Raw genomic sequence first — 23,850 nt, forward strand, 5'->3', positions numbered from 1 at the left:
TGCCTGGCGGACCGGTGGAGACCCGTCCCGTCCCCACCGAGGGGGCTCCTCCGGGGCAGAGGGCGCGCTCACCGTGTGCGGGGTGGGCGGGCGCGCGCCGCCCGTGGGCTAACCGGGAGCCCCGGCCCGGTCAGGGAGCGCGGCGCCGCCCGGCACCGCGCGCAGGGCGACGTCGACGGTGGCGTGCAGTGCCTCGCGCCCCGCGCCGGCGGCCGCATGGACGGCGTTGCCCTCGCTGACGACCATGACGTACCGGGCCAGGGCGACCGGGTCGGTGCCCGCGGGCAGGTCGCCCTCGGCGGCCGCGCGGGCGAGGCGGCCGGCCAGCGCCTGCTCACCCGCCAGCCGCCTGCCGGCGAGGAAGGCGGCGATGTGGCCGCCGTCGCCGCCCTGGGCGAGGGCGCCCTGCACGGACAGGCACCCGGGGGGCCGGTCGGGGCGGGTGAGCGCGTCGGCGTTGGCCCGGAGGAAGGCCTCGACGACCGCGTAGGCGGTGGGCTCGGCGAGCGCCTCGCGGGCGTAGGCCATCTCCGCCTCCGCGTAGCGGTCGACGGCCCGGTGGAACAGCGACTCCTTGTTGCCGAAGGCCGCGTACATGCTCGTCCGGTTGATGCCCATGGCCGCGGTGAGGTCGCTCAGGGACGCACCCTCGTACCCCCGGCGCCAGAAGACCTCCATCGCCCGGTCCAGTGCCGCGTCCGCGTCGAAGCCCCGTGGCCTGCCGCGCTCCGCCATGGTGACCTCCGCGCCCTCGTCCTCGGCCCGCTCAAATATTAACCGACCGGTACGGAAATAGTGCGGGCGGTGCCCCGGTTATTCAGTACCGAACGGTGCGGAAATCGCGCCACGACCGAGGAGTACGACCATGGGACAGCTCGACGGCAAGACCGCCCTCGTGACCGGTGCGACCTCCGGCATCGGACTGGCCGCCGCCCGGCGGCTCGCCGAGGAGGGCGCGCACGTCTTCCTCACCGGCCGTAGGCAGCAGGCGCTGGACGAGGCGGTGGCCTCGATCGGCGACCGCGCCACCGGAGTGCGCGCGGACGTCTCGAACCTCGACGACCTCGACCACCTGTTCACGGCGATCGGGCAGGACGCGGGCCTGGACGTCGTGTTCGCCAACGCCGGCGGCGGCGAGTTCGCGGCGCTGCCCGACATCACCTGGCAGCACTACGCCGACACGTTCCACACCAACGTCGGGGGCACCCTCTTCACCGTGCAGAAGGCGCTGCCCCTGCTGCGGCCGGGGGCCTCGATCATCCTGACCAGCTCCAACATCGACACCAAGGGCGCCGCGTCGTTCAGCGTCTACGCCGCCACCAAGGCCGCGATCCGCTCGTTCACCCGCAGCTGGGCCGCCGAGCTGGTGGACCGCCGGATCCGGGTCAACAGCATCGCCCCCGGCCCGATCGAGACACCGGGACTGAGCGGCCTGGCCGGTGACCCCGCCGCGGCCGAGCAGCTGCTGAAGGGCCTGGCCGCGGGAGTGCCGATGCACCGCCTCGGCAGCCCGGAGGAGATCGCCGGGACGGTGCTCTTCCTCGCCTCCGACGCCAGCAGCTACATGACCGGCGCCGAGATCTACGTCGACGGCGGCGCGAGCCAGATCTGACCCGGCCGCGCCGGCGGGCCACCCTCTGACCTGCCCCGTAGCGTGGAAGACGCCGAGCGCCGACCGGGCCCCGACCCGGTCGGCGCCCCCGGCGACAACTCCGAAGGAGAGCACCATGTCCGCACCGCCACCGCCGTCCGTACCGCCCACCGTGACCGACCTGCTGGCCGCCAACCTCCACGCGGTCTTCGGCAACCGCGACGCCGCCTCACGCCGGGCCGCCATCGCGCGGATCTACACCGACGACGTCACGTTCACCGACCCCGAGGGCGTCACCACCGGCTGGGACGCACTCGAGGACAAGGCACGCACACTGCTCGACAAGGCCCCGCCCGGCTCGGCCTTCACCGAGGACGGGCCGCCCTACACCGGGCAGGACCGTGGGGCGCTCGCCTGGGCTTTCGGCCCCGAAGGCCACCCCCTGGCGCGGGGAATCGACGTCATCACCGTCCGCGGCGGAAGGATCGCCACGGTGCTGACGCTGCTCACCGCCTGAGCCATGGGCCGCCCTCGCGGCCGCCGGCAGCGAGGGCGGCCCGCGGCACCCGGGCCGACCCCACGGAGACGACGGCGGTGGCCCGTTCCGCGACGGCCCCGCCGTCAGTCGTCCCAGGCGGCGCCGAGCGCGAGCAGCCGGTCGCGGTACTCGATGTCCCGTACCCACTCCGCCGGCCACGCGTCGGCGCCGTGGTGGGCACCGGCGAAGGCCCCGGCGAGGGCGGCGACCGAGTCGGAGTCGCCGGAGGAGTACGCGGCCCGCCGAACCACCGACGGCGGGTCGTCGGGCAGCAGCAGGAAGCAGTACAGGCCGGTGGCGAAGGCCTCCTCGGCGATCCAGCCCGCCCCCGTGGCCGAGCACGGGTCGGCCTCCACGTCCGGCGCGCGCAACGCGCTCTCCACCCGGTCCAGCACCGCGAGGCACTCGTCCCAGCCGCGGGCGGCGAAGGACGTACGGTCCGGGTCCTGCGCGCGGTCGGCGAGGTTCCCCAGCCAGTCGGCTCGGTAGTCACCGCGGCTCGCGTGCGCGTACGCGCGCAGCGCGGGCAGCAGTTCGCCGGGAGCGGCGCCCTGGGCCAGCAGCCGTACGGTGTACGCGGTCAGGTCGCTGGCGGCCAGCGCGGTGGGATGCCCGTGCGTGAGGGCCGACTGCAACTGGGCCGCCCCGGAACGCTGCCGCCCGTCCAGCCCGGGGACCAGCCCCAGCGGCGCGACGCGCATGTTCGCCCCGCACCCCTTGGAGCCGACGTCACTGGCCGCCTGCCACGCACCGCCACGGCTCAGCCGCTCGCACGAGCGCAGACACGTCCCCCCGGGCGCACGGTTGTTCTCCGGCGAGAAGTACCACTCGACGAAACGCGCGCGGACCGGCGGCTCCATCCGGCCGGCCGTCAGCGGACCCCCGCCCAGCGCCTCGACCAGCCCCTCGCCCAGGGCCAGCGTCATCTGCGTGTCGTCCGTGACGTACGCCCGCCCCGAGGAGAGCGGCAACGGCATGGTCCGCCACAGCCCGTACTTCGCGGCGATCTGCGCCATGCCGTTGAACTCCGTCGGAAACCCCATGGCGTCCCCGACAGCCAACCCCACCAGAGCCCCCGTAGCAGCCCGCTTCACGCCGCCCCCTTCCGCCTGCCTGCCCCACCCCTCCTGACCAACCTATCCGCCACCACCGACAGAAGCCCCCGGCTGCTCGACGGGCGCCGCACCCGCAATTCCGCCCACCGACCCCGCCTCGGGCGCGGCCGACCGTGCGATCGACGGTGTCGACAAGAGCCGTCAGCTCCGCCCACCGGCCGTGGCGCAACGTCGTGAGGACCTCGTTCGGCAGCTGCTTCCGAAGAGCCCTGCACGCGATCCCCTTATTCGCACGGCGTGCAGCAACGGAACGTCGCCGACGTCCACTGCCGAAGGCCGCGACAGGCCAACGCACGGCGACGGCCCTTCTTCGGCGAAGGGCCGTCGCCGGATGATGTCCCCGGGTACTACTGAGTGGGCCCACGCTCGTTGCTCACAGCCGGGAAGCCATAGCGACAGCGGGAACGAGTGACCGATCAGCCGATCTTCGTCCTGGGACAGGAAGTACAGGCTTTGGAACCTGCGGCATTCGAGAGCGAGGCGGAGTTCCAGGCGCTGTTGGCCCGCCATCCGAGGGTGCTGGACTTCGGCAGTCTGGTGGACGGTCGCCCGCTCAGACTGGTGCTGGTCGCGCGGGAGATGGGGGTTCCGACGAGCGTGGAGGGTGGTTCGGCGTACTCGTTGGACCATCTGTTCGTCGATGCCGACGGAGTGCCGTCACTGGTGGAGGTCAAACGGGCGACCGATACCCGTATCCGGCGGGAGGTGGTGGGCCAAATGCTCGACTACGCCGCGAACGGGGCGCGCTACTGGAACCGGTCACTGCTCCAGCGCTCTTTCGAGGCGACCTGCCTCGAAGACGGCCGATCGCCCGAAGAGGCGTACGGCGAGTTCGTGGGCGACCGCTCTCCCGACGAGTTCTGGGCCGAGGTCGAGGCACGCCTGTCCGCCGGGCAGATGCGGCTCCTGTTCGTGGCAGATCGCATTCCGTTGGAGCTCAGGGCGATCGTCGAGTTCCTGAACCGCCAGATGCGGCAGACGGACGTCTATGCCGTCGAGCGGACCCAGTACCGCGGTGGCGGAGACCTCCGCGTTCTCGTCCCGCGCATCCACGGTGAGGTCGCGGCTGTCGCGAAGTCCCCCGCCGCCCGTGCGGCACAGCGGACCACGAAGGCCGACATGGACACGGTGATACGGACTCGGCTCACCCCGGACCACCGGCGGATCGTCACCGCGCTGCTCGACGACGCCTCGGCCGGCGGACGGCTCCAGGGCGGCGTCGCCAAGTACCCGAGTATGTCCTGCTCCTACCCGGTCTCGGGTCGACAGGTGCCGCTCTGGACGATTTCGCTGCACGACAGCCCGGCCAAGGAAGAGATCTCCTTCAGCTTCGGATCGATCACCCACCATCTCGGTGCCGAGAGCGCTGCGGCGTTCGCTGCCTCGCTTCCCGCAACACCTCTCCTGGCGAAGGGGCTGGATGTGCAGAAGGAGAGGAGCTACAGGGGGTGGTTGTCGGTCCCGTTGACCGACTTTGCCGACGAGCCCACCGCGGTGACGTGATCCTGAGCGCGGTCCGGCAGCTCATGGCCGACGGCGGACATGCTCCGTGAACGATCGGACGAGGCCTCGCGCGTCGGCGCGGAGGGGCGTCGGCGTCAGGTAGGTCGTGACGCTGCGAACGCGGACCGGCAGCGCCCGGGGCGCGCCCTGAGGTTCACACGGATGCGGGCCGGATTCGAACGATGCCGCAGGCGCAGGACGTGGCGGGAGCGCGTTGCAGGACCCGCGGCCCGATCAGAGGACGTGGTGGCCGTCCACGTTCCACCGGTGGGGGAGGGGCGACTCGCAGAAGACGCAGACGTAGTCCTCCTCGCGTACGACGTTGACCTCACCGCAGCCGGGGCAGCGGCGGAAGACCACCTCGTGGCCGAAGCGTCCGGGGTGTGCGATGCCGGCCCGGTCGAGGGCTGCGGCGACCGCCGGCCATGAGCTGGGGTCCGGGCAGTAGCCGGTCGACTGGTTGCTGACCTCGGTGACCGACCACCGTTCTGCGGACCGGCGAAAGCTCATCTCGCCCGCGCCGAGGACCCGTGCTCCACCGGCGCACGCCACGTGCTCGCTCCGGCGTGGTGCCAGACGCAGCAGGCCGTCGACCCCGATGACGAAGGTGAAGGGCTCCGTCCGCTCTGCCGGCTCTTGCGCGGCGAGCCAGCGGGCGAGGTCGTCGGGGGTACGGATGCTGTGGCCCTCGTCGCCGGGCCGCACACCGGCCTTCAGCTCGGCCGGCCCCACGTACTGGTAACTCCCTCGCCCGGCGGTCATCTCGTCACGCTATCCGCGCCCGGAGCCGGAGGTGATCGAATTACCCCCCGGCTGGGCCCGGCGGCGGGCACGCCATGGTTGCACCGCTCCCCGGACCGGCCTCGGGGCACCGCCCCGCTACCCTCCGGGTGTGGACCACGACAGACCACTCCTCCGCCTCGTCTTCCCCGGCCTCGTCGCCGAGCTGGTCGCGCTGCTCGAAGCCGAGGGCGAGCGCGAACTCGCCACCTGCGCCCGGGATCTGCGCTTCGGCGAGTGCGGCTGCGGGGACAACTTCTGTCAGAGCATCCGTACGGCTGATCATCAGGACGGGCAACCGTACGGTGAGGGGCACCGCTGTGTGCCGCTCTCGCCCGCGCGGGGGATGCTGAACCTGGACGTCGTGCACGGGCGGATCGTGTACGTCGAAATCCTCGACCAGCCGCCGCTGGTACGCCGCGAGGCGGAAGCCTGACTCCTCACGGGGACCCGGCCGGCGGCGCCTGCCGTTGGCACAGGGCTATCCGGCGGCGGGCCGGGTCGATCTCGGTCACGACGACCGTCATCTCCTCGCCGACCCGGACGACGTCCGACACCGCTTTTCCCGGTCCGGGCGGACCTGGAGAGCACGCTCGACATGGTCGAGAACGTCGTCGGCCGGTTCCCGCCGCAGGCCGACCGCGGCGGCCGGGGACACGGAAAGCGCCATGGGCGCGACCGTAGCAACCCTTATGCCCGGCCGACGTCGTGTGTGGCGAAGTGGTGCCGGACCCCGTGCGGGCAGGTGTACGCGCGCACGGGGACCTCGCCACCCTGGCGGCCCCGTTGGCACGCGTCATCGCCGTCGTCGCGGTGCGTTCCAGCGCCCCGGCTCACGTCCCGGCCGTCCTGCGCGCACTTGCTCACCTTGAGGGCGCCCTGCTGCCTCGCCGTACGTCGCTCCCGACCCTGCCCGCCGATCACGCACGGCGGCGGCGGGGACGGTCTTCCCGAGAAAACCCCCGACACCACGGGTGACCGGCTGCGGTGCGGCGGAGCCGGTCAGTGGCCGGCGGCGAGTTCGCCGGTGAGGTTGCCGTGCATCCTGGCGCTGTCGCGGTTGAGGCCGACGATCTCGACGGTCTTGCCGCGGGCGGCGTACTTCGTGGTGATCGCGTCGAGGGCGGCGACGGAGGAGGCGTCCCAGACGTGGGCGTCGGTGAGGTCGATCACGATGGTGGAGGGGTCACCGGCGTAGTCGAAGCGGGTGACCAGGTCGTTGGCGGACGCGAAGAACAGCTCGCCGGTGACGGCGTAGACGACCTGGCCGCCGTCGGGGTCGGTGACGGAGGTGACGTCGGTGAGGTGGGCGACGCGGCGGGCGAAGATCACCATGGCGGTGATGCTGCCGACGACGACGCCGATGGACAGGTTGCTGGTGGCGACGACGCAGGCGACGGTGACGGCCGTCACCACGGTCTCGCCGACCGGCATCCGCTTCAGCGTCGACGGCTTGATCGAGTGCCAGTCGAAGGTGCCGACCGACACCAGGACCATGACAGCGACGAGGGCGGCCATGGGGATGTGGGAGACGACCGGTCCGAGGACGATGCACAGGATCAGCAGGAAGAACCCGGCCAGGAACGTCGACAGGCGGGTGCGGGCGCCGTTCTTGACGTTGATCATGGTCTGGCCGATCATCGCGCAGCCGCCCATGCCGCCGAAGAACCCGGTGACGATGTTGGCGATGCCCTGACCGATGGACTCGCGGGTCTTGTCGGAGGGGGTGTCGGTGATGTCGTCGACGAGCTTGGCCGTCATCAGTGACTCCATCAGCCCGACCAGTGCCATGGCCAGCGCGTACGGCGCGATGACGGTCAGGGTGTGGACGTCGTACGGCACGTCCGGCAGGCCCGGCACGGGCAGCGATGAGGGGAGCCTGCCCTTGTCGCCGACTGTGGGCACGGCGATGCCGGCCGCCACGGTGATGACGGTGAGGATCACGATCGACACCAGCGGCGCGGGTACGGCCTTGGTCAGGCGGGGGAAGAGCAGCATCGTTGCCAGACCGGCCACGACCAGGGGGTAGACCTCCCACGGGACGTCGTGGAGGTTGGGGATCTGCGCGGTGAACAGCAGGATGCCGAGCGCGTTGACGAAGCCGACCATCACCGCGCGTGGCACGAACCGCATCAGCCTGGCCACTCCCAGCGCGCCCAGGGCGATCTGGAAGACCCCGGCGAGGATCACCGTCGCGATGAGGTAGCCAAGCCCGTGGTGGCGGACGACGGGGGCCACGACCAGGGCGACGGCGCCGGTGGAGGCGGAGATCATCGCGGGGCGGCCGCCGACGAACGCGATCACCATCGCCATCGTGCACGCGGCGAACAGCCCGACCTTCGGGTCGACCCCGGCGATCACGGAGAACGAGATCGCCTCGGGGATCAGTGCCAGGCCCACGACCAGTCCGGCCAGGACTTCGACGCGGAAGACCTTCGGCGTCAGCCACACGGGACGGGGCAGGCCGCGCAGGCGCGCGGGCAGGGTCGGGGGAGGTGTCTGCAAGACCAGGTGACCTGTCGTGCTCGGGCGCTGCCCGTCAGGGCTGCGCGGCCAGAATGCGCAGGGCCGGGCGGCGGTGCGCGGGTCGCCCGTCGGCGGGGCGACATCGGCCCTTTTGCGGGTGGCACCCTCGCATGTCGGTACGAGGGACGAGCCCTTCGACGTCGACAACCCTACCCTAACGTTAGAGTAGAGATACGTGAGGGGCTGTACGGTAAGCGGCGCCGCAGGAGGAGAAGGGGTCGGGGGCGCGATCGTGGACAGCAGGCACATGCAGATCGGCGAGGTCGCCGAACGGACCGAGCTGTCCCTGCGGACGATCCGCCACTACGAGGAGACCGGACTGGTCGTCCCCTCTGCCCGTTCCCAGGGCGGCTTCCGTCTCTACACCGAGTCCGACATCGCTCGCCTCATGGTCATCCGCCGTATGAAGCCTCTGGGCTTCACCTTGGACGAGATGCGCGATCTGCTGGAAGCGACCGATCGCCTCGACGCACCTGACACGCCCACTGCCGAGCGCGAAGCCGTCCTCGAACGGGTCAGGGCCTACGAGCACGCGGCCGCGAAGAAGATCGAAGAGCTGCGAGTCCAGCTGGCCAGAGCCGAGGACTTCGCCGCAGCGCTTCGCGGCCGACTGGAGCAGAACACCCGCGCCTGACCCCGTGGGGGTCGTCGTCGCCGGGCTGGTCGCCGCGGGAGACCGCGTCGTCCTCGGCGCTGGTCTTCCGGCTCAGCGCTGGTCTTCCGGGGTGCGGTGGATGCGCCACGCGCCGAAAGCCGCTCCGAGGATCACACCGGCCCCCAGGGCGATGCCCAGCAGGACGTCGCTACGCGTGAGTGCCGCCGCGAGCAGAGAGGTCATCAGGGCGGCGACGAACGCGTACATGAAGACGATGAAGCCCGCGGCGAGGCGGCGGTCTCGTAGCGGCGGGATGCCACCGTTCATGTGTCCTGCCCCCCCGTGGTCGTGGCCGTGTCCGCGCCCGAGCGCTGCGGCTGCGCTTCGCCGCCCTCCCGTCGTCTGCCCCGACCGGAGGCCGCAAACAGGTGAGACGCGGGAGGCTGAGTCCTGGTGGGGCCGGCTTGGGACGCAGACCGGTTCAGGCGGGTGAGGGTGCGGTGGGCCGGGATGCCCGGGCTGAGGCGTCGAGGAGGTCGCCGAGGGACGCGCGCGCGTGCTGCAGGTCGGTGATGCGGTTGTCGAGGTCGAGCAGTTGGGTGCGCAGGTGGTCCTGGACGCAGGCGTCGAGCGCGGGGCCGTCGCCGATGAAGCAGGGCATCAGGTCCCGGATGACGCGGGTGGGGAGACCGGCGGCCAGGAGGGTGCGGATCTGCGTGACGGTGGTCGGCGCGTCGGCGGTGTAATGGCGGTGCCCGCCGCTGGTGCGATGCGAGGTGAGCAGGCCCTGGTCCTCGTAGTAGCGCAGCAGGCGGACGCTCACGCCCGTCTCCCGGGCCAGGTCGCCGATCTTCATGTGACCCACCTCACGGGCGCCGACCTTGAACCTCACATCAATGGCAGATCCTAGCGTGGGCGGCATGACAGCAGACCGAGCACCCGTCTCCCTCTACGGATTCCTTCGCCCGAAGCCGGAACGCGCCGCCGAAGTGCGGGAGTTCCTCAGCACTCTCGTCGAGCCCACCCGACAGGAGGAGGGCAACCTGGAGTACCACCTGCACGCCCACGACGACGGCCGGCTCTTCCTGTACGAGGTCTGGCGCTCCCAGGAGGATCTGGACCGGCACAACGCGACCCCTCCCCTGCGCGCCTTCCTGGACAACCTGCCGGACTTCCTCGAAGAGGCCCCCGAGGGCTACTTCGACACGATGGTCAGCCCGTATCCCCGGCCGGCGACGCGCAGTCCGCAGCTCTGAAGAGGGGGCCCCGCATGACAGGCTGTTGATGTGCCGGTGCCGTCAAGTGGCAGGTGGGAGAGCAGATGTCGTCATCCGAGCCGGTCGTGTCCGTCGCGGGCGGGCAACTCCCGATCTGCCGCACCTGCGGGGTGCAATACGGGGCACCCCGCCCCGACTGTCCGATCTGCCTGGACGAGCGGCAGTACGTCGGCTGGGAAGGCCAGCAGTGGACCACGCTGGCCGAGTTGAGGAAGGCGGGCCACCGCGGTCGGATCGACGAGGAGGGTCCCGGTGTCGTCGGAGTGGGTGCGGCGCCGTCGATCGCGGTCGGACAGCGTGCTCTGCTCATCCGCTCACCGTCCGGCAATGTGCTGTGGGACTGTGTGGGCTACCTCGACGACGAACTCGCCGCGCAGATCGAGGAGCTGGGCGGAATCCGCGCGATCGCCGTCAGCCACCCGCACTTCTACGGCGTGATGACCGAGTGGGGCCGGGCCTTCGACGCCCCGGTGTACGTCCACGAAGCCGATCGCGCATGGGTCGGACGTCCCGATCCGCTGATCGAGTACTGGACGGGCGACACCCACCCGATCGCGCCCGGCATGACACTGATCAACGCCGGCACGCACTTCGCCGGCGGCACGGTGCTGCACTGGTCCGACGACCCGGAAGGCCGTGGCGCGCTGTTCAGCGGCGACATCTTCATGGTGGTGATGGACCGGCGCTGGGTCAGCTTCATGTACAGCTTCCCCAACTTCGTCCCGGAGCGGCCGAGCACCGTCCGCCGCGCCCTCGAGCTGGTCGAGCCCTTCGCTTTCGAACGCATCTACGGGGCGTTCTGGGGGCGCGTCGTCAGCACTGAGGGGTCGGCGGCGGTCCGGCGTTCCGCTGACCGCTACCTGAGCTTCGTACAGGACGACGGCTCGTAGCGCTCAGCCGCCCGGACGGCGGACCTTCTCCCGACGTCATCGTCCGGGGCAGCCGAATCAACGGAGACCGTGGACGGGTCGTTCGATCCGGCTGCCGGCACCCAGTCGTCGGGCGGGCCCCTTCGAAAGTCTGCGGGGCGGTGCTCGGTGAGGATGCCGGTCAGCCGGATCCAGGTCTCGCAGTCCAGGCTGCCCGCGGCGGGCGGGCGTCCGATTCGGAAGACCGCCCCTCACCCGCAGTTTCACAGTCGGGGTGGCGGGATTTGAACCCACGGCCTCTTCGTCCCGAATGAGGCCCTGCCCGCCCGCTGACCTGCGGGGTTTGTGAAACTGCAGGTCAGGGGGTAGGTGGGGGTTGGTCTGAATGCGTCTCGGGAGGCGGTCCTTCCATGATCGTCTCCCAATTTTCTCCCAGAGAATTCGCACCCTGACCTGCTCGATCGCGCCTATTGGGCTCCGGTGGGGGCAAATCAGCCTGACGCGGTCTTCACGCCATGCCGTTGTGACCTTACATTCGGTAATGGGTGTGTGCCGGGGATGAGCCGCGGCACCCTCGAAGGCAAGGTGCGGCCGACAGGTCCGTACCGATGCCTCCGGCCGTCTTTGCCCGTCAGGGGGCGGGATGGTGTCACGGACGGGGCAGCGCGGCACGTACGAAGAGGCCGTTCTTGCGGCGGTTTCGGCTTTCGGTGGCGAGGTGACACCGAAGTTGAAGGGCAGCGGCTGGAAGGAAGACCAACTACGTGGCCCACTGGAGGGCCTGATCCGAGCTGCCGGCCGGAACCTGGGGCTCGACCTCACGTTGATCGGTGAGGTCCCACTCGTTGATCTGCGCGCGCGACTCGACTACGCGGTCTCGGTGGACGGCGCGCTGGTCGGGTACATCGAACTGAAGCGACCGGGCTACGGCGCAGATCCGACGACTTTCACGGGGGAGAACGCCGCGCAGTGGCAGAAGCTGCGGTTGCTTCCCAACGTCCTCTACTGCGACGGCAACGAGTTCGGTCTGTACCGGAGCGGTCGGCTGGTCGGCGGGATCGCCAGGATGAAGGGTTCGGTTCTGTCTGCGGGGTCACGGCTGGCCCCCGCAGACGGGACCTTGTCCCGAATCCTGCATGACTTCCTCTCCTGGCAGCCGCAGCCTCCTCGCGGTACCGGCCAGCTGGTCCGCTCGGTTGCGAAACTCTGCCGGCTCCTCTGCGACGAGGTAGCTGAGGCCATCGCACTGGAGAAGGCAGGTCGACGGCGACGCGTCTTTCTTGAGATCGCTGAAGAGTGGCGCCGACTGCTCTTCCCCGAGACGACCGAGGAGGAGTTCATCGAGCAGTTCGGCCAGACCGTGGTGTTCGCGCTGCTGTTGGCCAGAGTCGAAGGCATCGCCTTCGAGGGCGAGTCGGTGCACGGCATCGCTATGAAGCTCGGGAAAAGACATTCGCTGATGGGCAAAGCCCTCGACGTCCTCACCGAGGAGTCCGCGGCGGTCGGGCTGTCCACCACCCTGGACACTCTCCTGCGGGTGATTGGTGCCGTCGACTGGGGCCGTCTCGACGACGGCTCGGGCGACTCCTACCTGCTCCTCTACGAGGACTTCCTCCAGATCTACGACCGGGATCTTCGCAAGCGGACCGGCTCCTACTACACGCCGCACGGCATCGTCGAGGCCATGGTGCGCCTGACCGAGGTCATCCTGGAGCGGTCTTTCGGTATCGCCTCCGGTTTCGCGTCTCCCGAAGTTGTCGTTGTCGACCCCGCAATGGGCACCGGCACCTTCCTCCTATCTGTCCTGAAGCGAGCGGCGGCCACGATCGCCGAAGATGAAGGCCCCGGGGCGCTCGGCCCCCAACTGCGGCAGATGGTCGGACAACGTCTCATCGGCTTCGAGCGTCAGATCGGCCCCTACGCTGTTGCCGACCTCCGCATGCACGCGCTTCTGAAGGACTACCGATCCGCGGCCCCCAAGGAGGGACTGCGGCTCCTGGTGGCAGACACCCTCGACAATCCGAGGGCCGAGTTCAACTGGATTCCCCACACCTACCGGCCGCTCGCGGAGTCCCGTCGGCAAGCCAACAAGGTCAAGCGGGACGAGCGCGTCATGGTGGTCATCGGCAACCCACCGCATGACACCGTCTCCCGCGGTGCCGGCAAGTGGATCGAAACCGGCGATTCCAACGTCGGGGAGCCGGCTCCACTCGACGATTTCCGACTGGCCGGCAACGGTACGTACGAGTCCAAGATGACCAACCTGTACGTCTATTTCTGGCGCTGGGGCACCTGGAAGGTGTTCGACGCCCACAAGGACGCCCCGTTCGGCGTGGTCGCTTACCTCACTCCCAAAGCGTGGCTGAAGGGGCGTGCCTTCGCGGGCATGCGCCGCTATCTGCGGCGGTCCGCCGACGAGGGTTGGATCATCGACCTTTCCCCGGAAGGGCAGCGACCGGACAACGCGACCCGCCTCTTCCCAGATGTGGCCCAGGAGTTGTGCATTGCTGTCTTCGTACGTCGCCGGGACAGCCGAGGCAGTACTCCAGCCGCCGTGCACTATATGCAAGTAGACGGGCACCGCGACGAGAAGACCGAACGCCTGCTGACCGTCACTCTGGACGATCCCCAATGGCAGGATTGCGCAGGGGGCCTCACGGATCCCTTCCTGCCCGAGGGCAGTGATCTGTGGGAGAGCTCACCACAGCTCAAGGACCTGATGCCGTGGTCCTCCCGCGGGGTCACGCCGGGACGGGTCTGGGTTTACGCGCCGGACAAGGCCACCCTTCGGGAAAGGTGGCGCCTGTTCCTCGGCGCCGACGGCGAAGAGCGCAGAGCGCTGCTGGGGGAGGCCAGAGACCGCACGATCGACAGTCGTGTGGCACCACTCCCAGGGATGACGGCATACGACACGACTCCGCTGCGGACGGAACAGCGGGAGCAACCTGAACCGGTCGAGGTGGGCTACCGCTCCTTCGATCGCCAGCTGATCATCCCGGACCACAGACTCATGGTGGTCGGCCGTCCGGACCTCTGGGCGGTACGGGGGCCAGGCCAGATGTTCACCGTGGAGCAGAACGCTCACGCAGTGGTGAGCGGCCCTGCCCTGGTGTTCAGCGATCTCATCCCGGACATGCACTACTTCAACGGCCGCAGCGGATGCGTTCGGCCGCTGTACCGCGACGGTCGGGGAGACATGCCGAACGTCGCACCTGGCTTGCTCGACCTGCTCTCGCAGCGTCTGTCCACGGCGGTCATCCCGGAGGATTTCCTGGCCTACGTGGCGGCCGTAGCCTCTCATCCTGCCTACACGCTCCGATTTCTCGACGATCTCAAGGACCCGGGCGCCCGCATCCCCCTCACCGTCGACGCCAACGTGTGGCGGGAAGCGATCCGCATCGGTCGCCGCATCCTGTGGCTGCACAGCTACGGTGAGAGGTACGCGGACCCCGCCCAGGGCCGGCCAGCTGAACGTCCTCGCCTTACGCCGAACCGTCCCCGATGCATCGTCGAGATCCCGGACACCGATGAAGGCATGCCCGAGGCACTGCGTTACGAGCCGGAGGCCGAGCGACTCTGGGTCGGTTCTGGCTGCATCGCCCCGGTGTCTCGGTCGACGCGGGAGTACGAGGTCTCCGGCATGAACGTCGTCGACAAGTGGTTCGGGTACCGCCGACGGAAGCCGGCGGGCAAGCGCCGTCTGGAATTGGATGGAGTTGTTGCCCAAAGCTGGTCGCCCGACTGGACCACCCAACTTCTCGACCTGCTCAACGTGCTAGGCCTTTTGGTGCAGGAGGAGTCGGGTCAACGGGAGCTGCTGGATGCCATCTGCGCAGGCCCCATGGTGTCGATGGAGGAGCTGACGGAACTGGGCATCCTTCCTGTTGTGGCGAGTGCCCGTCGCCCGGTAAAAGTCCGGCCTCGAGGCCAGGGCGATCCTCCCCGGCTTTGACCTTGACCGGGATCTCGACAGGTTGCGCTGGCGAGGGTTCTCCGCTGTCCACGTGTCTATGCTTCCTGCGACGCGCTGAATCGGACCGCCTGGGCGCGCGAGATGGCCAACAGAACGTGTGTATTCTGTCAACGTACTCGGATCTCGAAGAATCGTTGCGATCCGTGTACGCTGGCACTATGACGGACAAGGTTGCTTCCCCGGTCGATCCTCTTGTCACCGGTTCCGAGATCGCTCGGCTGGCCGGCGTCACTCGGGCAGCCGTCTCCAACTGGCGTCGGCGCTACGAGGACTTCCCCGCTCCCGCGGGAGGCGCCGCGAACAGCCCGCTCTATGCACTGGCCGAGGTCCAGGAGTGGCTGGACAAGCAGCGCAAAGGCCAGGAAGTCTCACCCGAGGTCGAGTTGTGGCAGGCTATGAGGGCTGTCTACGGGGAACAGATGCTCGTGGGTCTGGCGGAGGTGGCCGAGGCGCTGGTCGGAGACCACGAGTCGGCGCTGCCGGACGATCTTGTCGACCGACTGCAGACGCTTGCCCAGACTGAAGCGCCCATCGACCTCGTGAACGGTCTGACCGAGCGGTTCGTGGACTCAGCTCGGAGGGCGGGCTCGGACCAGGTGACCTCCGAGCGCGTCGTACGTGCAGTCCGTCACTTCGCACCTCAGCTGCCGGCCGATGCCACCGTTTTCGACCCTGCTTGCGGAATCGGGGTGCTGCTCTTGTCCGTCGCCTCGGAGGCGGGGATGCGTTGCTGCGGCCAGGACATGGATGCTGACAGCGTCCGCTTCGCACAGCTCCGCGCCAGAATTATCGGGCGACCAGGAATGCGCGTTGTGGCAGGCGATTCCTTGCGCGCAGATGAGTGGTCGGACCTGAAGGCGGGTCTGGTTGTCTGCGACCCCCCGGCCGGCGTGACCGAGTGGGGGCGAGAGGATCTGCTGCTCGACTCACGTTGGGAACTTGGTACCCCGTCTAAGGCTGAGGGGGAGCTGGCGTGGCTCCAGCATGCCTACGCTCACACCGAACCCGGCGGTCAGGTTCTGATGGTCATGCCAGCTTCAGTTGCCTACCGCAAGGCCGGTCGACGCATTCGGGCAGAACTCGTACGCCGGGGCGTCGTGCGTCAAGTCGTCGCTCTGCCTCCGGGGACGGCGACATCCCATGCGCTGCCCGTCCACCTCTGGTGCCTGCAGCGTCCCGAAAAACCTGGGGCTACGGACACGAACCACACCGTGCGTATGGTCGATTTGACGGGCAACAGTCCCGATGGGCCTTTGGAACCACGTCCCGACCAAGTCGCCGACGTCCCACTGATCGAGCTCCTCGACGACGTCGTGGATCTGACACCCGGCAGCCATCTTCGTGCCCGCCACCGCGACTATCCCGGCGAATATGCTGTCCTGCGCAGGCAACTCTCGGACGAGCTCCGTCGGCTTGCCACGATTCTGCCCGAGCTTGCGCCTGGCGGGGGACCGGGTTCACTGGACGGCACCAGCGCCAGCGTCGCGGACCTCGCGCGTGCGGGACTCGTCGCGTATGACGGCACGGAACCAGTATCGGCCAGCGAGCAACTCGACACGGACTACTTGCAGGGTTTCATGCGCAGTTCGGCCAACGCCCGCCGATCCACAAGCGCCAGTGGGACCTACCGTTTCGACGGCAGAGGTGCACGTATCCCTCGCATGGGCATCGACTTGCAGCGTCAGTACGGTTCGGCCTTCCAGGCTCTGTCCGCGTTCGAGGAAGGAACGCGGAAGGTAGGCGAACTGAGTCGGCAGCTCGCCGAAGTCGCCCGTGACGGCCTCGCCTCGGGCGCCCTCGCGCCCGAGTAGTAGTAAGAGGCCGTGCGCGGCTTCGGCAGCGGACCTGAACGGATCTGTTCAGGCAGAGCGTGGTAGGAACGGACTGGGAGCGCCGCTCCACGTCACGCTCAGGGCTTCGCGAGCGCGAGTGCAGGCGACGAAGAGGAGGCACCGCTCGCGTAGCAGATCGGCATCGTGCTGCAAGGCGTCCACCTCACGTGGGGTGACCTGACGGACGAAGGGAAGTGCGCCGTCGCTGACGCCGAGGACGGACACTGCCCGGAACTCCAGGCCCTTCATCGCGTGCATCGTCGCCAGTCTGACTCCCTCGCTATCCGGCGCCACCTGCCCCTTAGTCGCTGTTGTCGTTCCGAACTTGGGAGCGGTATTTTCGCTGGTCAGGCATAGGTTCGGTGGTTCGGTGGGAGTTGTGGTCTGTCGGGTTGTCGATCGCTGGGGAGGCCGGGATGCCGTCGGTTGTAGGGCTGTTGGAAGAGCGCGAGCTGGGTGCTCGCCGTCGGGTGGATGAGTTGCGTGAGGAGGCCGACCGGATCCAGGCCGAGTTGGCCGTGGCCGAGGTGGAATGGCGGGAGTGGGTGATCGCCCGCAGGCGGGTCGATACAGTGCTGGCTCCCGGCGGCGGCGATGCCGCCGAGGCGGAGATCATCCCGGGTGTGCGGGACGCGGACGCGCCGCCGGCACCCGGGGATGCGGTGAAGCCGAAGTCGCAGGTGCCGGTGTGGCGTGAGGGTCTTGCCTGGTCGGTGCTGTCGGTGGACTACCAGCGCATTCTCACCGCGCTCGCGGACCGGGCCCGGCTCCATCAAGGGCCGCTGACGTGCCAGGAGATGGCCGCGGTGTTCGGCATGGACGTGGTGCCGGCACGGGTGGAGGCGCTGCGGTCGAAGGCGAAACGCCTGGTCGCGCGGGGCTGGCTGGCTGAGCCCGCGCCGGGCCGGTTCACGCCGGCTGCGGGCGTGGCCGGGCCAGGCGGCGCGTCATGACCATGGTCATCGACCAGTAGACGATCGCCTCGGCGCAGGTGGTGCGGCGTTCGTAATCGCGGGACAGCCGGCGGGTGCGCATCAGCCAGGCGTTCGTCCGCTCCACGATCCACCGCTTGGGCAGCACTACAAAGCCCTTCCGGTCGTCGCTGCGTTTGACGATGGCCAGGACCAGAGCGAGCGTGGCCAGGCAGTGCTCGATGAGGCTGCCGGTGTAGCCGCCGTCGGCCCAGACCAGCTCCAGCCGGTGGCAGGCGTCGGCGACCTGCTCGAGCAGGACCTTCGCGGCGGTGCGGTCGCCGATATCCGCCGCGGTTACCATCACGCCCAGCAGCAGGCCGAGCGTGTCGACCACGATGTGCCTTTTCCGCCCGTTGATGAGCTTGCCGCCGTCGAACCCGCGGCTGTCAGTACCCACGACGGCGTCCGCCTTGACCGACTGCGAGTCGATCACGCCGGCCGTCGGCTCCACGTCCCGGCCCTCCCTCATCCGGACCCGGCCGCGCAACCGGTCGTGGAACTCCTTGACCATGCCGTGGTCGCGCCAGCGGCGGAAGAACGCGTAGACCCGGTCCCACGGCGGAAAGTCCGCGGGCATGGCTCGCCACTTGATCCCGTTGTCGACCAGGTAGCGGACCGCGTCCAGTATCGCGCGGTGGCAGTACGCCTCCGGCTGCCCGCCCCGCCCCCGCATCCAGCCCGGCACCGGCAGCAACGGCCGCACCACCGCCCACTCCGCGTCCGTCATGTCCGACGGATACCGCCGCCGCCGAGACCCGTTGTCAGCGGCGTTTCCGAACCGGTGAGCCAGACAGTCACACCCCCGGGTGACCGAACTGGACTGCCCAGCCACTGACACGGAACACTCCAACACCGGGGCCTCCTGATGTTGCTCGGTGATTCGACACCAACGAGCTGTTCAGAAGGCCCCACCCCTACACTTCGCACCGCTCGCGCTCACTCCATAGGGAACCCTCGTTCGAAGTCACAAGATCGAAAGGCGTCAGCGGGTAGCCTGGGCTCGAACGAGGGGTGGGCAGATGATCGGCGTTGACTTGTTCATAGCCTTGACGATCTACGTGGGCATGGCAGGGCTAGTGAGCGGCATACTTGCGATGGCCGCCCCGAAAGATGTCAGCATGTGCAACCGACTGGCTGGGGGACTCCGGGCCGGCGTCGTGCTGTTCCTCATCCCCATCGTTCTGATTCTGTTGATGGCCATTTTCTCGGCCAATTGAGGAAGCCGCGTCAGAACTCCCGTTCGACGTGCACCTTCCAGGTCCGGAACGACAACAGCGCCTTAACCCTCAGTACCGGGATTCCGGCAGCCTTGAGTTTGTCCTCGGCCGCGTCCAGGGAGAGGTTGAAGCGTGCGCAGACGCCGATCTCACGTGGCGCTAGACCCTCGTCAAGCAACGTTCGGATCCGGTCGACCAGGCGCTCAGCCTCCTCCTGTCGCGTTGCGTATCCCTCGGCCTGGGGGCTGCGCCCATGCAGCAGAGAGCGGTATCCCGCCAGCGAGTCCGCGCCCTCGCCTTCGAGCGTCTCGACGGTCACGGGCGCGAGGAGTCGCGCCGACCAGGCCAGGATCTCCTCAGTGGAACGGTAGTTGACACGCAGCCGGAAGCTACGGCCGGCCGTTGGGACGCCCAGGGAGCCGAGCGATACCCGGGAGTCGTAGATTCGCTGGTGAGGATCGCCCGTGACGAACAGGTCGTCGGGACCAGGAGACACGGCGGCGCGCAGCACGCGCCACTGTGTGGGGTGCAGGTCCTGTGCCTCGTCGACAACGACGTGGGCGTATGGAGCCTGCGCGTCGATGAGGAGGTCTGCAGCATCGGCGCAGATCCGCAGGTGTGTTGTCTCGCCGCGGTCGCGCAGCATCTGTTCGAACCGCTCGACGCCGCTCCATACTTCCCGCCTGCGCGCCGGGCCGAGCCCCGTGCCACGGCCGCGGCGGCTCGCGCCAAGGTAGGTGTCGAGATCGCGGATGTTCTGACCGAGGATGACGTGCCGGTACTCCTGGGCCAGGAACTGGCTGGTGCACGGCAGATCGAGCTGCTTGACAGTCTTCTCCCACAGCTGCCGTTGTTCGCGGTCGCCCACTGGTTTTGGCACAGCCGCCGACTTCGCGCGCACGACGCCGTTCGCATAGGCATCGACCGTCGTCACGTCCACTCTGGCCAGCAGCTTCTCCTCATCCGCGAGGAGCAGGCTGAGCATGTCACGAAGCCCTGAGGCCAGCGCGTTCGTGTACGTGGTGAGCAGAATGCGGCCGTCTTGGGACCGCTGAAGCAGGTGTTTGACCCGATGCAGAGCTGCCACGGTCTTGCCGGTTCCGGGGCCACCGGTGACCTGGACAGGGCCCCCGTACGAGGTGCGGTAGGCGACACGCCGCTGGGAGGGGTGGAGGAACACCCGCCAGGCATCGAAGGGCTTCTCAAGGATGTCCTCCAACTCCTGCGGTCCGCTGACGAGGCGGATGCGTGCCTGGGTGTTGGCGATCACCGTGGCCAGGTCCTCGACCGGCTCCGCGGGCGCATCGGCGGGCCGACGGACGGCCACGACGTCCCTGTAGACCTCCTCGGGGCTGAACCCCTCAGCGAGGTACTGCAGTACCTCCAGCTGATCTTCCGGGAGGAGCGTGGAGAACGCCTCCAGTTGGGCCTTGTCGACCAGTGAGCGTGCGGCGCGCAATACCTGGTCGTCGATGCCGAGCTCGTGCAGAGTCCTGTCGGAGACGTCCGCGAGGAGCAGCCGGGGGGCCGTGCGTGCGGCACTCTCGTACAGGGGCGTCAGCTCATCCAAGGCGACGGCATTGCGTACTTCCAGTGCCCTGGTCGCAGAGTTGGCGCTGAACAGACGCTTCGCTGCCCAGGAATAGGCGTCGTCGTGCGGCAGGACCTTGACCAGGAGGAATGTATCGCTGCCGTCGTCGGGCGCCAGGACGACGCCCCGCCAGAAGTCGGTGATCCGAATGGTCCGGATGCGCGGGTCACGGGCGTTCTCGACGGACTCGAGGTGGAGACCCTTGTCCGCAGTGAGCTCGGCTGCGGTCAAGGCCTGGAATTTCGCCATGGCCTTGCGTACTCCGGCCCGGACGGGCTTCTCCTGGGTGTCGTAGCCGTCCCAGAAGTTCTGGGCGAAGGCGAGCCTGGGCATGAGGTCCCCTCCCTCTCTCTACCTGACGGTGTCTCATCGTTCCGGATATGAAGCGGCAGTGGCCAGCCGTTCCGCGATCCGCCGGAGGGCCGACAGGAGCTGTCCGGGTTCGCGGGAGAGGTCGAGACTGTGCTGATACAGCCGCACTCCCCGTCTGCCCGGCGCTGTTGTCGTGCCGTGCACCTCGTGGAAGCGCTCGGGCTGCCGCCCGGCCGCGTACACCAGATGCGCCTCACGCAGACCGAGCACGGTGGCGTACGCGAGCGCCTGGTACAGGTCGGCGTTGAGCAGCCCGTCCGCCTTCTCGATTTTGTACTTGGCGTCGACGACCGCAAGGGGCGTGCGACCGTCGCCGGTGCGTACGACCAGGTCGGGGCGCACGCGTACGAGACGCGCGGTGTCGAGGTGGTGAAGGTCCTGGAAGTACGCGGTCAGGCCATGCTCGTGGAGAGCCGTACGGAGGCCGACTGTGACGAAGTCCTCGAACAACTTGTTCATGTCGAGCAGGAAGCCGTCGATGCTGAGCGGGTCGGCCCCGAACGGCCGGTGCTCGGGCGAACTCCCGCGGAGGACAGCCTCGGCCAACCGCAGCGCAGGTTGGTAGCGGGAGTTCAGGCGTGACGGCAGCCACCGGGGCAATTCGTCCCCTCTTACCAATGGCAGCGCGTCGGCGAGACGTGTGCGGTGGTGGGCCAGGCGTTGCCGGACGGGGCCGGGAACGCCCGGCAGCCGCAGCAACTGTTCCGTGGCAGCCCGCAGTATGCGGTTCTCGGCCGTGTCGGCGGTGTAGGCGTCGTACGCGATCTCCACGGGCGGTGTTCGGCCGAAGTGGCGCCGGATCTGCGCGGCCTCACGCAGCCGCCCGCGCACGACCAGTGCGGACTCCTCGACTTCTCGGTAGCCCTGGAGGATTCCCTGCCGCAGCGCTCCGTCGATCTGTCGCTCCACGGCATGGGCGAGTGCGGGGACGACATCGTCGTACGCACCGGTATCGACCGCGCCTTCCCTGCTGTCGCGCCAGGCTCGTGCCGGGTCGAGACTGAACCCCAGGAGGAAGAACAACCGGCTCACAGGGGTCTTGGTCGTGATCCGCACGACTGGGCCGCGGGGTAGGCGCACGGCGCCAACCCGACTGCCCGCTCGCAGCAGCCAGTGGCCTTCCCGGCCCGGGTCCGGGGCTGCACTTTGCAGGATGCCGGACGCCGCAAGAGCTCGTCCGGCTTCAGCGTCGAGCGGGACGGAGACCGCTGGGCCGTACTCGTGCAGTGTCACCTCGGTGACGGTCATGGGCGTTGTTCGCGCAGCGAGTCGATGCCGTAGCGGGCGGCAACGTCGAGGCCCTCGCCGTAGTGATACTCCTCGAGCAGCGGAAGGATCTTCGTTCGCCAGGCCCGTTCGAGGCCGCCGTCGCGGTACACGCCCGGTCGCATGAGGTACGAGGGGCCGATGGCGAAGTCGGCGTCGTCGATCCGCGCGTTGAGTGCGTCAAGGAGGTAGGCGGGCTCCGGATCCCTCCCCTCGCGCTTCAGCCAGCGCACGAGCAGGCCGGCGGTCGGCTCAGCGCGCGGAGACAGCTCCACGAAGGCGAATCGACGCCTCATCGCCGCATCGACGAGGGCGATCGAGCGGTCGGCGGTGTTCATCGTCCCGATCACGAACAGGTTCGGCGGCAGCGCGAAGTCGTCTCCGGAGTAGGTGAGGCGAACGGACCTCGTTCGGTACTCCAGGAGGAAGTACAGCTCGCCGAAGACCTTCGCCAGGTTGGCGCGGTTGATCTCGTCGATGATCAGGAAGTGCGGGATGTGCCGGCTGCCTTCACGGGAGGCGAGATCGGCGAGTTCCCGCAGCGGGCCGGCCGTCAGCCGGAAGGCGACATCGCGCGTCTCGGGATCCTCCACCGGGCGGAAGCCCTCGAAGAAGTCCTCATACGCGTACGAGGGGTGGAACTGCACGATCTTGACCTGCTCCGGGCCACCGCCGAGGTACTCGGCCAGCTTCATCGCCAGGTACGTCTTGCCCGTGCCCGGCGGACCGTAGAAGACCAGTTGCCCCTCGTCGGAGAGCAGCTCACGCATTTCCTCCAGCCAGGAGCGGTCGTGGACGAGGAGGTCGGCCGCCAGCGCGTCGGTGACGGGCGGCAGCGACAACTCCCGCTGCACCAGCCGCTCCTCAGCCGAGCGCCCACCACTGTCGCCGGCCGGCACCGGATCGGTGCCGTCCGCGGCCCCGGTGAGCCCGTCCAGTGCGTCCAGGACACCGGTCAGGTCGACGACGTCATGCTGGACGGAGAGCTTCTGCTGCACTTCCTCGGGCAGGTCTTCGTAGGCGTGGCTCCGCGGCAGCCAAGCGACGGTCCGCCGCAGATTGGACAGGCCGCCCGGCGACGAGGTCTGCACGCTGTCACCGGTGATCCGGCCGATGTGCAATCGGCCGTCGCCGATCGTGGCCACGGTGTCGCCGACGCGCATCTGCGTGAGGAACGCGTGCAGCTCGTCGACAAGACCTCGCTTCTGGTTGTAGGAGGCCGCCCCCTCGTACCCGTCCTCCACGTAGCGCCGCAGCGCGCTCTTCGTCGGATCGGTCTCCGCCAGCGGCGGCAGGTGCGCGGCCCCGAGTGAGACCAGGCCCTCCTTGAGCCACAGCTGTCGCAGCAGGTTGTGCCCCGAGACGTTGGAGCCGCGCACCAGCCACGCCTTGCGCGGGGCGCGCCAGCCCGTGGACAGGTAGTCGGCGAGCGGGTGGCCTTCGGACGTCCGCCAGGACTCCGGGCCGGAAGCGTCGTAGCCGTAGACCAAGGCGGCGGCAGCTGAGGAGGAGTTGCACACGATGTCCTGGGTCACCACCCAACACGGCGGTGCCTCAGGACTGGCGGGGTCGGCAGGCGCGTCGGTGAGGCTGCCCCTCGCACGCAGATCCGCACGAATCCGGCGTGCGTGGTCGCCGAGCCCAGGCCACGCCTCGGCGGCCACCACCGAACCCTCCTCCAGGAGGAACCGGTGGGTGCCGTTGCCGCCGAACTGATTGAGCAGATGTCCACGCGCCTCCCCACCGTTTTTGGGAAGCTTGATGCGGAATTCGGGGGTTCCGGCGAGGTGGTCGGAGTGCGGCATAGGTGGCCTTCCGTGTAGGTCGCGGC

Annotated in this window: 21 protein-coding genes and 2 pseudogenes; 11 read left to right on the top strand and 12 right to left on the bottom strand. The window is 68.9% G+C overall.

Annotation, left to right across the window (positions count from 1 at the left end; genetic code table 11):
* Positions 1-108: 108 nt before the first annotated feature.
* A complete protein-coding gene (locus ACH4PY_RS04340) occupies positions 109-735 on the bottom strand; it encodes a TetR/AcrR family transcriptional regulator (protein WP_398175722.1) in 627 nt (208 codons plus the stop codon).
* A gap of 130 nt (positions 736-865) precedes the next feature.
* Between ACH4PY_RS04340 and ACH4PY_RS04345 the strand changes: the two genes are divergently transcribed.
* Both ACH4PY_RS04345 and ACH4PY_RS04350 read left to right on the top strand, forming a co-directional pair.
* A complete protein-coding gene (locus ACH4PY_RS04345) occupies positions 866-1,612 on the top strand; it encodes an SDR family NAD(P)-dependent oxidoreductase (RefSeq protein ID WP_398175724.1) in 747 nt (248 codons plus the stop codon).
* A 115-nt stretch (positions 1,613-1,727) separates the two neighbouring features.
* Positions 1,728-2,108, top strand: coding sequence for a nuclear transport factor 2 family protein (locus tag ACH4PY_RS04350; protein WP_398175726.1), 381 nt, complete (start codon positions 1,728-1,730; stop codon positions 2,106-2,108).
* A 104-nt stretch (positions 2,109-2,212) separates the two neighbouring features.
* Here the strand turns inward: ACH4PY_RS04350 and ACH4PY_RS04355 are convergent, their stop codons facing one another.
* Positions 2,213-3,223: an ADP-ribosylglycohydrolase family protein gene (locus tag ACH4PY_RS04355; protein ID WP_398175728.1), complete on the bottom strand. Its 1,011-nt coding sequence runs from the start codon at positions 3,221-3,223 to the stop codon at positions 2,213-2,215.
* Between the two features lie 429 nt (positions 3,224-3,652).
* Here ACH4PY_RS04355 and ACH4PY_RS04360 point away from each other — a divergent pair, with 429 nt between their 5' ends.
* Positions 3,653-4,747 carry a hypothetical protein gene (locus ACH4PY_RS04360; RefSeq protein WP_398175730.1) on the top strand — a complete coding sequence of 365 codons (1,095 nt, stop codon included), beginning with the start codon at positions 3,653-3,655 and terminating at the stop codon, positions 4,745-4,747.
* Between the two features lie 234 nt (positions 4,748-4,981).
* Here ACH4PY_RS04360 and ACH4PY_RS04365 read toward each other — a convergent pair whose 3' ends face one another.
* Positions 4,982-5,509 (bottom strand): hypothetical protein, encoded by a 528-nt coding sequence (locus tag ACH4PY_RS04365; protein WP_398175732.1) that lies wholly within the window; start codon positions 5,507-5,509, stop codon positions 4,982-4,984.
* Between the two features lie 130 nt (positions 5,510-5,639).
* Between ACH4PY_RS04365 and ACH4PY_RS04370 the strand changes: the two genes are divergently transcribed.
* A complete protein-coding gene (locus ACH4PY_RS04370) occupies positions 5,640-5,963 on the top strand; it encodes a hypothetical protein (protein ID WP_398175734.1) in 324 nt (107 codons plus the stop codon).
* A gap of 4 nt (positions 5,964-5,967) precedes the next feature.
* Here ACH4PY_RS04370 and ACH4PY_RS04375 read toward each other — a convergent pair whose 3' ends face one another.
* Positions 5,968-6,084 (bottom strand): S1 RNA-binding domain-containing protein, encoded by a 117-nt coding sequence (locus ACH4PY_RS04375; protein ID WP_398175736.1) that lies wholly within the window; start codon positions 6,082-6,084, stop codon positions 5,968-5,970.
* Positions 6,085-6,529: 445 nt separating this feature from the next.
* Positions 6,530-8,032, bottom strand: a complete 1,503-nt coding sequence (locus ACH4PY_RS04380; protein WP_398175738.1) for a SulP family inorganic anion transporter — start codon at positions 8,030-8,032, stop codon at positions 6,530-6,532.
* A gap of 253 nt (positions 8,033-8,285) precedes the next feature.
* On the opposite strand from ACH4PY_RS04380, the gene ACH4PY_RS04385 reads away from it, so the two are divergent.
* Positions 8,286-8,687 (top strand): MerR family transcriptional regulator, encoded by a 402-nt coding sequence (locus tag ACH4PY_RS04385; protein WP_398176088.1) that lies wholly within the window; start codon positions 8,286-8,288, stop codon positions 8,685-8,687.
* 72 nt (positions 8,688-8,759) lie between these two features.
* On the opposite strand, the gene ACH4PY_RS04390 is transcribed toward ACH4PY_RS04385, so the two are convergent.
* Together ACH4PY_RS04390 and ACH4PY_RS04395 are read right to left on the bottom strand one after the other, a co-directional pair.
* Positions 8,760-8,975 carry a hypothetical protein gene (locus tag ACH4PY_RS04390; protein ID WP_398175740.1) on the bottom strand — a complete coding sequence of 72 codons (216 nt, stop codon included), beginning with the start codon at positions 8,973-8,975 and terminating at the stop codon, positions 8,760-8,762.
* A gap of 154 nt (positions 8,976-9,129) precedes the next feature.
* Positions 9,130-9,504 carry a MerR family transcriptional regulator gene (locus tag ACH4PY_RS04395; RefSeq protein ID WP_398175742.1) on the bottom strand — a complete coding sequence of 125 codons (375 nt, stop codon included), beginning with the start codon at positions 9,502-9,504 and terminating at the stop codon, positions 9,130-9,132.
* A 64-nt stretch (positions 9,505-9,568) separates the two neighbouring features.
* On the opposite strand from ACH4PY_RS04395, the gene ACH4PY_RS04400 reads away from it, so the two are divergent.
* From ACH4PY_RS04400 to ACH4PY_RS04415, 4 genes are all read left to right on the top strand, one after another.
* Positions 9,569-9,904, top strand: coding sequence for a putative quinol monooxygenase (locus tag ACH4PY_RS04400; RefSeq protein WP_398175744.1), 336 nt, complete (start codon positions 9,569-9,571; stop codon positions 9,902-9,904).
* Positions 9,905-9,969: 65 nt separating this feature from the next.
* Positions 9,970-10,815, top strand: coding sequence for an MBL fold metallo-hydrolase (locus tag ACH4PY_RS04405; RefSeq protein ID WP_398175746.1), 846 nt, complete (start codon positions 9,970-9,972; stop codon positions 10,813-10,815).
* A 622-nt stretch (positions 10,816-11,437) separates the two neighbouring features.
* Positions 11,438-14,746: a type ISP restriction/modification enzyme gene (locus ACH4PY_RS04410; protein ID WP_398175748.1), complete on the top strand. Its 3,309-nt coding sequence runs from the start codon at positions 11,438-11,440 to the stop codon at positions 14,744-14,746.
* Positions 14,747-14,925: 179 nt separating this feature from the next.
* Entirely contained in the window at positions 14,926-16,578 is a 1,653-nt protein-coding gene (locus tag ACH4PY_RS04415) for an N-6 DNA methylase (protein WP_398175750.1), read from the top strand.
* A gap of 48 nt (positions 16,579-16,626) precedes the next feature.
* Here the strand turns inward: ACH4PY_RS04415 and ACH4PY_RS04420 are convergent.
* Positions 16,627-16,887 (bottom strand): annotated as a pseudogene (locus ACH4PY_RS04420) (3'-5' exonuclease); the annotation flags it as partial.
* 128 nt (positions 16,888-17,015) lie between these two features.
* Here ACH4PY_RS04420 and ACH4PY_RS04425 point away from each other — a divergent pair.
* Positions 17,016-17,552 carry a hypothetical protein gene (locus ACH4PY_RS04425; RefSeq protein ID WP_398175752.1) on the top strand — a complete coding sequence of 179 codons (537 nt, stop codon included), beginning with the start codon at positions 17,016-17,018 and terminating at the stop codon, positions 17,550-17,552.
* Here the strand turns inward: ACH4PY_RS04425 and ACH4PY_RS04430 are convergent.
* Complete coding sequence (locus ACH4PY_RS04430) at positions 17,509-18,300, bottom strand: IS5 family transposase (RefSeq protein ID WP_398175754.1); 792 nt, start codon at positions 18,298-18,300, stop codon at positions 17,509-17,511. The two genes, ACH4PY_RS04425 and ACH4PY_RS04430, sit on opposite strands and share 44 nt — an antisense overlap.
* 292 nt (positions 18,301-18,592) lie before the next feature.
* On the opposite strand from ACH4PY_RS04430, the gene ACH4PY_RS04435 reads away from it, so the two are divergent.
* Complete coding sequence (locus ACH4PY_RS04435) at positions 18,593-18,790, top strand: hypothetical protein (protein ID WP_398175756.1); 198 nt, start codon at positions 18,593-18,595, stop codon at positions 18,788-18,790.
* Between the two features lie 61 nt (positions 18,791-18,851).
* Here ACH4PY_RS04435 and ACH4PY_RS04440 read toward each other — a convergent pair.
* From ACH4PY_RS04440 to ACH4PY_RS04450, 3 genes and pseudogenes are all read right to left on the bottom strand, one after another.
* A pseudogene (locus tag ACH4PY_RS04440) lies at positions 18,852-20,714 on the bottom strand (UvrD-helicase domain-containing protein); the annotation flags it as partial.
* Between the two features lie 33 nt (positions 20,715-20,747).
* Complete coding sequence (locus ACH4PY_RS04445; RefSeq protein WP_398175758.1) at positions 20,748-22,001, bottom strand: McrC family protein; 1,254 nt, start codon at positions 21,999-22,001, stop codon at positions 20,748-20,750.
* Positions 21,998-23,824 carry a DUF4357 domain-containing protein gene (locus ACH4PY_RS04450; RefSeq protein ID WP_398175760.1) on the bottom strand — a complete coding sequence of 609 codons (1,827 nt, stop codon included), beginning with the start codon at positions 23,822-23,824 and terminating at the stop codon, positions 21,998-22,000. The genes ACH4PY_RS04445 and ACH4PY_RS04450 overlap by 4 nt, the downstream gene beginning before the upstream one ends.
* Positions 23,825-23,850: the final 26 nt, after the last annotated feature.

Source organism: Streptomyces sp. NPDC021224 (genome assembly GCF_044332905.1).
Classification (GTDB): Bacteria; Actinomycetota; Actinomycetes; order Streptomycetales; family Streptomycetaceae; genus Actinacidiphila.